Below are 1,387 nucleotides of genomic sequence, written 5' to 3'. Positions count from 1 at the left end.
GCGATGGGATCGACACCATCGGGCTCTACGACGCGCGCGCCGCACTGGTGTATCTGCGCGACAGCAACACCGCCGGCAGCGCCGATACGACCTTCCGCTTCGGCCCAACGGGCTCGGACTGGCAGGCCATCGCCGGCGACTGGAACGGCGATGGGATCGACACCATCGGGCTCTACGACGCGCGCGCCGGCCTGTTCTACCTGCACAACAGCAACCGCCCAGGCAGTGCCGATACGACCTTCCGCTTCGGCCCCACGGGTTCGGAGTGGCAGGCTATCGTCGGCGACTGGAACGGCGATGGGATCGATACCATCGGCCTGTTCGATGCGCAGTCCGCAACGCTCTATCTGCGCGACAGCCTCACCAGCGGTCCAGCCGAGTATCCGGACGGCGATGGCCTGGTGCTCGCGACGGGCGAACTGACGCTGCTCGGGCAGCACGGACTCGCCTGGGAGTCGATCGCATGAGCGCGCAACCACGCGACCGTCACCCGCTTCGCGGCCACCAAGATCCGTTCGCGTGGAGCGAACGGGTGGGATTTCATCAGGAGTTCAATTGCATGAATCACAGCTCGATCCCTGCCCGTAACCGACTTGCTGTCCTGCGGATGCCCGCAAGGCTCGTCATCGCCGCCATGCTCGCAAGCGTTTGCGTCGGTACGGCCCTCGCGGCGTCTGGCCCCGACCTCGTCATCTCCGCCGTCAGCGCCCCGGCCAGCGGCCCGCTCGAAGGCGAGATCCCCGTCACCGCGACCCTGACCAATCAAGGCGACGCCACGGCGTCGCCGAGCCTGCTGCTGTTCTTCTTCTCCAGCGACGACACCATCACGCTCGACGATGTCCAGGACGGCTGGGGCGGCTGCTATATGCCCGAGTTGATCCCCGGCGCGAGCGCAACCTGCCAGGACACCGCCCCGATCCCGGCCGCACTGACCGCCGGGCGCTACTACCTCGGCGCCTATGCCGACACCCAGGAGATCGTCGCTGAACTCGACGAGACCAACAACGGCCTGGCGGCGGATCATTCCACCCTCATCACGAACGCGCTCGCCGAGGACTATTTCCTCAAGGTCAACGCCTACTACCACGGCGCGCTGGGTCGAGCGGCAACGCCCGAAGAACTCGATACCTGGGGCGGCGTGCTGCTCGACAACTCCGGCAGCGTCTGGAAGCCCGCAGGCGGCGCGGGGCTGCAGCCCTACCTGAGCAGCCTCACGAACTGGGGTACCGACCCCGTCGACGCGGCCACGGCGGGCGCGCGCGTCGACAGCGTCCTCACCAACCTGTTCGGGTCCGCCGATACGATCGACGTGGACATCAAGACCTACTACACCCAAGCGCTGGTCCAGGGCGTCATCCGCGAGCGCGGTCTGGTCAACGCCATCCTC

2 protein-coding genes are annotated in these 1,387 nt (G+C 67.1%); both read left to right on the top strand.

The window, feature by feature from the left end; all coding sequences use genetic code 11:
• Positions 1 to 467, top strand: a 467-nt coding sequence (locus tag ACFSJC_RS19965; RefSeq protein WP_386029079.1) for an FG-GAP repeat domain-containing protein, incomplete at its 5' end; no start/stop codon positions are given.
• A 92-nt stretch (positions 468 to 559) separates the two neighbouring features.
• A partial coding sequence (locus tag ACFSJC_RS19960; RefSeq protein ID WP_386029077.1) for a CARDB domain-containing protein occupies positions 560 to 1,387 on the top strand: 828 nt, incomplete at its 3' end.

This window comes from Thiorhodococcus fuscus (assembly GCF_042682685.1).
Lineage (GTDB): Bacteria > Pseudomonadota > Gammaproteobacteria > Chromatiales > Chromatiaceae > Imhoffiella > Imhoffiella fuscus.
This window is presented reverse-complemented; position numbering and strand designations above follow the sequence as displayed.